Annotated in this window: 8 protein-coding genes; 6 read left to right on the forward strand and 2 right to left on the reverse strand. The window is 71.1% G+C overall.

The features are described from left to right. The coding region (locus tag AWZ10_RS27245) for a DUF4395 domain-containing protein (protein WP_159058350.1) at positions 1–231 on the reverse strand (231 nt) is incomplete at its 3' end. 75 nt (positions 232–306) lie between these two features. Between AWZ10_RS27245 and AWZ10_RS27250 the strand changes: the two genes are divergently transcribed. The 4 genes from AWZ10_RS27250 (at position 307) to AWZ10_RS27265 (ending at position 3,451) form a co-directional block, all read left to right on the forward strand. Beyond that, positions 307–720, forward strand: a complete 414-nt coding sequence (locus AWZ10_RS27250; protein WP_078935266.1) for a TlpA family protein disulfide reductase — start codon at positions 307–309, stop codon at positions 718–720. A gap of 181 nt (positions 721–901) precedes the next feature. After that, positions 902–1,411, forward strand: coding sequence for a flavin reductase family protein (locus AWZ10_RS27255; protein WP_037690744.1), 510 nt, complete (start codon positions 902–904; stop codon positions 1,409–1,411). A gap of 204 nt (positions 1,412–1,615) precedes the next feature. Further along, a complete protein-coding gene (locus AWZ10_RS27260) occupies positions 1,616–2,401 on the forward strand; it encodes an electron transfer flavoprotein subunit beta/FixA family protein (protein ID WP_046703947.1) in 786 nt (261 codons plus the stop codon). A gap of 87 nt (positions 2,402–2,488) precedes the next feature. Continuing rightward, positions 2,489–3,451 (forward strand): electron transfer flavoprotein subunit alpha/FixB family protein, encoded by a 963-nt coding sequence (locus AWZ10_RS27265; RefSeq protein ID WP_046703948.1) that lies wholly within the window; start codon positions 2,489–2,491, stop codon positions 3,449–3,451. 67 nt (positions 3,452–3,518) lie between these two features. On the opposite strand, the gene AWZ10_RS27270 is transcribed toward AWZ10_RS27265, so the two are convergent. Beyond that, on the reverse strand, positions 3,519–4,424 hold the full coding sequence (locus tag AWZ10_RS27270; RefSeq protein WP_060892294.1) for an endonuclease/exonuclease/phosphatase family protein: 906 nt from the start codon (positions 4,422–4,424) through the stop codon (positions 3,519–3,521). 192 nt (positions 4,425–4,616) lie between these two features. On the opposite strand from AWZ10_RS27270, the gene AWZ10_RS27275 reads away from it, so the two are divergent. Continuing rightward, positions 4,617–5,924 (forward strand): DUF6986 family protein, encoded by a 1,308-nt coding sequence (locus AWZ10_RS27275; protein ID WP_060892295.1) that lies wholly within the window; start codon positions 4,617–4,619, stop codon positions 5,922–5,924. A gap of 124 nt (positions 5,925–6,048) precedes the next feature. Further along, positions 6,049–7,008, forward strand: a 960-nt coding sequence (locus AWZ10_RS27280) for a serine/threonine-protein kinase (RefSeq protein WP_159058351.1), incomplete at its 3' end; no start/stop codon positions are given.

Consider the following 7,008-nt stretch of genomic DNA (forward strand, 5'->3'; position numbering starts at 1 on the left):
GAACCGCGGCGGCTCCGGCGCCTCGAACTCCGCGGGCGGCCCGATCCGGGGCCGCACGAGCGTGCGGAAGACCCAGCCGTACGGCGAACGCCCCACCCCGCCCGCCGCGCCCAGCGCGAACGCGAACGTCTGCCAGGCCAGCAGCCAGCCGCTCCCGGTGATCAGTGCGACCGCCAGCACCACGGTCGTCACGGCCGCCCCGAAGCGCGGTCCCCTCACATCAATGTCCATGCGTCAAGCATTCCGCACGCCAATCTCCCTGGGGAGCCGGGAATTTTTGCAGTCTCGTGAACGCTGGAGCGCGCTGTGACCGGACTTGTGGTGTGTGGACTGGTGCTCGCCATGGCGAGTGTCTACGGAGTGCTGCATCGGCGGCGGAGCGGGAGAATCAGGGTGCGCGGGCGGGACGGCGAAAAGCGGCTCGGCGCGGCGGAGTTGGGGGAGGGGCTCGGCGAACGGGCCACGCTCGTCCAGTTCTCCAGCGCGTTCTGCGCCCCCTGCCGGGCGACCCGCAGGGTGCTCGCCGAGGTGGCCGGAATGGTCCCCGGCGTCGCCCACGTGGAGATCGACGCCGAAGGCCACCTCGACCTCGTGCGCCGGCTCGGCATCCTCAAGACGCCGACCGTGCTCGTACTCGACGCGGACGGCCGCATCGTGCGGCGGGCAACCGGGCAGCCGCGCAAGACGGATGTGATCGCCGCGCTCGGTGAGGCCGTGTGAAGCCGCATGCCGGAACGCACTTGACTGCACGCCTCACCTATCGTCAGCCTGACCGTATGCCCCGAGAACTCCTTCTCTTCGAGCGCGTGCATGTGGACCTGGTCCGCACGGCGAGTTCGCGCTGTCCGGGACCCTGAACAACCCCGGGCCAGCTCGTCGACGCCAACAGAAGGACAACTCCATGACGGCCACATCCGGCCTCGGTTCGCCCCAGCTCGCCTCCCCCGACCTCCTGCGCTCCGTCTTCCGGCGCCATGCCGCCGGCGTCGCCGTGATCACCGCGCAGGACGCCACCGGCCCGGTCGGCTTCACCGCCACCTCGCTCTCCTCGGTCTCCGCCGAGCCCCCGTTGCTCTCGTTCGGCATCGGTACGGGCGCCTCCAGCTGGCCGGTGATCTCCGAGGCGCGCCATGTGGGCGTGCACATACTCGGGGAGCACCAGCGGGAGCTGGCCGCCACCTTCGCCCGCAGCGGCGCCGACCGGTTCGGGGCTCCCACCGGATGGCGTAGTGGGCCGAAGGGAGTTCCCGTCCTCGACGACGTGCTCGCCTGGCTGGTCTGCCGGGTGGTGGCACGCGTGCCGGCGGGTGACCACCGGATCGTCCTCGCCGAGGTGGTCATGGGTGACCCGTCGGGCGCCGGGCAGCCGCTGCTGTACCACCAGGGCCGCTTCAACGGTCTGCGAGACTGATTCCCGCCCGATTACGCAGGGTTGCCTACCTCACAGTTCAAAGCGCTTGCTTAGCGGGCACGGAATGCGGGAACGTAGGCGTCGTACTGGCGAGTAATATCTCGACCGGAGCGCAGGTCGCCCCGATCGGGATCGGCCGCTTCAGGCGCCTATGCTGCCTGGAAGAAGGCAGCCCGGAAATGACGATGCAGTAGGAGAGCCGGCGTGAGCTTGAGGATCGTTGTCACTGTGAAGTACGTGCCCGACGCCACTGGCGACCGGCACTTCGCCGATGACCTGACCGTCGACCGTGACGACGTGGACGGTCTGCTCTCCGAGCTGGACGAGTACGCGGTGGAGCAGGCGCTGCAGATCGCCGACGAGGCCGACGACGCCGAGATCACCGTGCTGACCGTGGGTCCCGAGGACGCCAAGGACGCGCTGCGCAAGGCGCTGTCGATGGGTGCCGACAAGGCCATCCATGTCGAGGACGACGACCTGCACGGCACCGACGCCATCGGCACCTCGCTGGTGCTGGCGAAGGCGATCGAGAAGGCCGGTTACGACCTGGTGATCTCCGGCATGGCGTCCACGGACGGCACGATGGGCGTGGTTCCCGCGCTGCTGGCCGAGCGTCTGGGTGTCCCGCAGGTGACGCTGCTGTCCGAGATCTCCGTCGAGGACGGCACGGTCAAGGGCCGCCGTGACGGCGACGCCGCCTCCGAGCAGCTCGAGGCCTCCCTCCCCGCGGTCGTGTCGGTCACCGACCAGTCGGGCGAGGCGCGTTACCCGTCCTTCAAGGGCATCATGGCGGCGAAGAAGAAGCCGGTTCAGTCCTGGGACCTGTCCGACCTCGACATCGAGGCGGAAGAGGTCGGCCTGGAAGGCGCCTGGACGGCTGTCGACGCCGCTACCGAACGCCCGGCGCGCACCGCCGGCACGATCGTCAAGGACGAGGGCGAGGGCGGCAAGCAGCTCGCCGAGTTCCTCGCGGGCCAGAAGTTCATCTAGGCCCCGCGGCCCGCCGCGGCCCCCGGCCCGGCTGAGGCCCGACTCCCTCACCGCCCCTCAGACTTCGCAATCCGCAGGAGCATTCCCATGGCTGAAGTTCTCGTCTACGTCGACCACGTGGACGGCGCCGTCCGCAAGCCCACCCTTGAGCTGCTGACCCTGGCCCGCCGCATCGGCGAGCCCGTCGCCGTCGCACTGGGCAACGGCGCCGCCGACACCGCCGCCGCCCTCGCCGAGCACGGCGCGGTGAAGGTCCTCACCCACGACGCCGCCGAGTACGCCGACTACCTCGTCGTACCCAAGGTCGACGCGCTGCAGGCCGCGGTCGAGGTCGTCTCCCCGGCCGCCGTGCTGGTGCCGTCCTCCGCCGAGGGCAAGGAGATCGCCGCGCGTCTGGCGGTGCGCATCGGCTCCGGCATCATCACCGACGCCATCGACCTCGAAGCCGGTGACGAGGGCCCGGTCGCGACGCAGTCGGTGTTCGCCGCCTCCTTCACCACCAAGTCCCGCATCTCCAAGGGCACCCCGGTCATCACGGTCAAGCCGAACTCCGCCGCCGTGGAGGCCGCTCCGGCCGCCGGCGCGGTCGAGGCGCTGGCCGTGACGTTCGGTGCGCTGGCCACCGGAACCAAGGTCACCGGCCGCACCCCGCGCGAGTCGACCGGGCGTCCGGAGCTGACCGAGGCCGCGATCGTCGTCTCCGGCGGCCGTGGCGTCAACGGCACCGAGAACTTCTCGATCATCGAGGCCCTCGCCGACTCCCTCGGCGCGGCTGTCGGCGCCTCCCGCGCCGCCGTCGACGCCGGCTGGTACCCGCACACCAACCAGGTCGGCCAGACCGGCAAGTCCGTCTCGCCGCAGCTCTACATCGCCAACGGCATCTCCGGCGCCATCCAGCACCGCGCCGGCATGCAGACCTCCAAGACCATCGTGGCCGTCAACAAGGACGCCGAGGCCCCGATCTTCGACCTCGTCGACTACGGCGTCGTCGGCGACCTCTTCGACGTGGTCCCGCAGCTCACCGAGGAGATCAACACCCGCAAGGGCTGAACCTCCTGACTCCTCCTGAGTCGTCCGAGGCCCCCGTGACCGCACGAACGGTCACGGGGGCCTCGGCTCATCCCAGGGTCACCGAGGCCTGCACCGGCAGATGGTCGCTCGGGTACAGCCCGTCGACGGAGAAGGTGTTCATCGCCGCCCAGTGCGTGGTCACCCCGGGCGAGGTGAGGATCCAGTCGATGCGCCGGCCGTCGGGCTTGAGCGCCCGGTAGCCGTGGTAGGTCCCGTACGCCGGGCTGCGCGAGGCCGCCCTGTCCCAGGCGTCCACGAGCCCGCTGTCCAGCATCAGGTCGTACACCCGGTTGTCGTGGGCGGCAGCGTTGAAGTCGCCGGTGACGATGACCGGCGCCGACCGGTCCCACCCCGCGATCGTCTCGCCGATGAGCCCCGCGGAGCGCTCCCGCGCGTACTGGCTGACGCTGTCCAGATGGGTGTTGAGTACGTAGAACTCCCGCCCCCCGTCGGCGAGATCGGCGAACTTGACCCAGGTCACCATGCGCAGCCAGTCCGCGTCCCAGGTGTTGGAGGCGATCGTGTACGGGGTGTCGGACAGCCAGAAGTGATCGAACTCGATCGGGTCGAGTCTGCGGGTGTCGTAGAGGATCGCCATGAACTCGTCCTTGCTGCCGCCCCCTCGGCCGGTGCCGATCCAGTCGTAGTGCCCGCCCAGATCCCTCTCGATCATGCGCAGCTGCTGGTACAGCCCCTCCTGGGTCCCGATGATGTGCGGTCGCTCGCGGCGCAGCAGCTCCCGCATCACCGGGCGGCGCACGGACCAGCGCGGTGTCTCGTCGACGACGGTCGCGAAGCGCACGTTGAACGTCATGACGTTCAGGGCACCCGCGTGCTCGCCGGCGGTCGCCGGTTGCGACGAGCCCGCCGTGGTCAGCAGCGGCACGGCGATGGCGGCGGCGGCCGCGGACCTGAGTCCTTGGCGGCGCGTCACTCCGACCTCTTTCGGCAACGCGATCTCCTCCCTCTGGGAGTCAGAATGAATCTTGCCCGATGAATACGGAAGAAGAGAGCGGGTCGGCAGTGACCAGGGGGAGAGCATGGGGAATCCCACTGCGAGACAGTGTTGACCAGGGTGAAGATCGCCAGTTAGCTTCGTTATACGGATTCTTGATTCCGCAGTGTGGAAAATGGAGGGTGTGGAATGGGGCAGGGCCGGCAGGAGAACGTGGCGACGAGTCTCGCGGGCGCCGTCAGCGAGGAGATCAGCGCCTCCCTCGCCCCCGTCGACGCGGAGCTGGAGCGCCGCTACCCGGGCGACCCGGGCACCCGCCAGCCCGTGCACACCGTCTACGTCCCCGGTGACGTCTTCGCCGCCGACACCCTCCGCACCTGGGGCGACCGGGCCCTCGCCGCCCTCGACGAGCACGCCCCCGACGCCACCTCCTTCGCCGCAGTCCTCGGCCTCGGCGAAGACCTCGCCGAGCCCGTGTACGACCGCGTCCGCGCCAAGCTGGAGCGCGAGCCGATCGAAGACCTGCGCGTCGACTTCGAGGACGGCTACGGGCCGCGCCCGGACGCCGAGGAGGACGAGGCCGCCGCCCACGCCGCCCGGCTGGTCGCGGAGGCGTACGCCAAGGGCACAGCGGCCCCGTACATGGGTATCCGCATGAAGTGCATGGAGGCGCCGGTACGCGACCGGGGCATCCGCACCCTCGACATCTTCCTCACCGGCCTGCTGGAGGCCGGCGGCCTGCCCGACGGGCTCGTCCTGACCCTGCCCAAGGTGACGTACGCCGAACAGGTCACCGCCATGGTCCGGCTCCTCGAAGCCTTCGAGAAGACGCGCGGCCTGGAGGCAGGCAGGATCGGCTTCGAGATCCAGATCGAGACCAGCCAGTCCATCCTCGCCGCCGACGGCACCGCCACCGTCGCCCGCATGATCGACGCCGCCCGGGGCCGCGCCACCGGTCTGCACTACGGCACCTTCGACTACAGTGCCTGCCTCGGCGTCTCCGCCGCCCACCAGGCCAGCGACCACCCGGCCGCCGACCACGCCAAGGCGATCATGCAGGTCGCGGCCGCCGGCACCGGCGTACGCGTCTCGGACGGCTCCACCAACGTCCTGCCGGTCGGCCCGACGGAGAACGTCCACGACGCCTGGCGACTGCACTACGGCCTCACCCGCCGCGCCCTGGCCCGCGCCTACTACCAGGGCTGGGACATGCACCCCGGCCACATCCCCACCCGCTACGCGGCCGTCTTCGCCTTCTACCGTGAGGGCTACGAGCAGGCCGCCGCCCGCCTCTCCCGCTACGCCAACCGCGCAGGCGGCGACGTGATGGACGAGCCCGCGACGGCCAAGGCCCTCAGCGGCTATCTGCTGCGGGGCCTGGACTGCGGCGCCCTCGACATCGACGAGGTGTCCGGGGCGACCGGCCTGGCCCGCGCCGATCTGGAGGGCTTCGCGGCACCCCGCCGCGCGGATCTGACGATCTCGTCCGGCCGGTAGGCGGGTGGGCCGGACGGCGGACAAGTAGCGGTCCTGTGACAGCAGTTGCCGCCGGTCCGGGGCGCCCCCACCCACGGCTTAGGCTGTACGCCATTCGTCGGTGTGTCACAGGAACGAGGCGCGGGTGTCTTCGGGGGCGAACGAACAGACGGACGGTGCCGGGCGGACTCTCGCCGGACGGTACCGGGTCGTGGAGCAGCTCGGACGCGGCGGCATGGGCGTCGTCTGGCGGGCCGTGGACGAGGTGCTCCACCGTGAGGTCGCCCTCAAGGAACTGCGCACGTACACGGACGCGGGCGCGCCCGAACTGGCCGACCTGGGACTGCGGATGCAGCGCGAGGCACGGGCCGCCGCCCGTGTCCGGCACCCCGGAGTCGTGGCCGTGCACGACGTGGCCGAGGTCGACGGGCGTCCGCTGATCGTCATGGAGCTGGTCGACGGGCCGTCCCTCGACGACGTCCTGCGCGACCGGGGTCTCCTCGACCCGCGCGAGGCGGCCGCCATCGGCGCCAAGGTCATGGACGCCCTCGGCGCCGCCCACCGGGTCGGCGTACTGCACCGTGACGTCAAGCCCGGCAACATCCTCCTGGACCGCTCGGGCCGCGTCGTCCTCACCGACTTCGGCATCGCCACCATGGAGGACCCGGGCGACGGCTCCGCCACCCACCTCACCCGCAGCGGCGAACTCGTCGGCTCCCTCGACTACCTGGCCCCCGAACGCGCCCAGGGCAACGACCCCGGCCCCGCCTCCGACGTATGGGCACTCGGCGCCACCCTGTACGCGGCCGTCGAGGGCGCCTCCCCGTTCCGGCGTACGTCCACCTGGTCGACGCTCACCGCGATCGTGGCCGACCCGCTGCCCGAACCCCAGCGGGCCGGACCGCTCGGGCCCGTCCTGCGACAGCTGATGGACAAGCGCCCGGAGCACCGTCCGGACGCCGACCGGGCCCGCGAGCTGCTGGAGGCCGTGGCCGCCGGGGGTACGCTCCCCTCCCCGGCGGCGGGGCAGGGCGGCCCGGCACCTCGGCCGAGAGCGGAGACCGAACGCAGCGTTCCGTCGGTGCCGCAGGGGTTCGGACCGCCG

Origin of the sequence: Streptomyces europaeiscabiei (assembly GCF_001550375.1) — a bacterium.
Classification (GTDB): Bacteria; Actinomycetota; Actinomycetes; order Streptomycetales; family Streptomycetaceae; genus Streptomyces; species Streptomyces europaeiscabiei.